Source organism: Neobacillus sp. 204 (assembly GCF_046562815.1).
Classification (GTDB): Bacteria; Bacillota; Bacilli; order Bacillales; family Cytobacillaceae; genus Neobacillus.
In genome coordinates this window covers 1-202 of sequence record NZ_JBJORY010000061.1, presented here as the reverse complement: position 1 = coordinate 202, position 202 = coordinate 1, and the positions used below count along the sequence as shown (strand labels likewise).

Here is a 202-nt window from a genome sequence, read left to right as displayed (position 1 = left end):
GAAAAAGATTATCCGGTATTAGCACCGGTTTCCCGGTGTTATCCCAGTCTTACAGGCAGGTTGCCCACGTGTTACTCACCCGTCCGCCGCTAACCAACAGGAGCAAGCTCCTGCAGGTTCGCTCGACTTGCATGTATTAGGCACGCCGCCAGCGTTCGTCCTGAGCCAGGATCAAACTCTCCAAGAAAGTTGATTAGCTCAT

1 rRNA gene is annotated in these 202 nt (G+C 53.0%); it reads right to left on the bottom strand.

The window, feature by feature from the left end:
• A 16S ribosomal RNA gene (locus ACJ004_RS30195) occupies positions 1 to 187 on the bottom strand; the annotation flags it as partial.
• Positions 188 to 202: the final 15 nt, after the last annotated feature.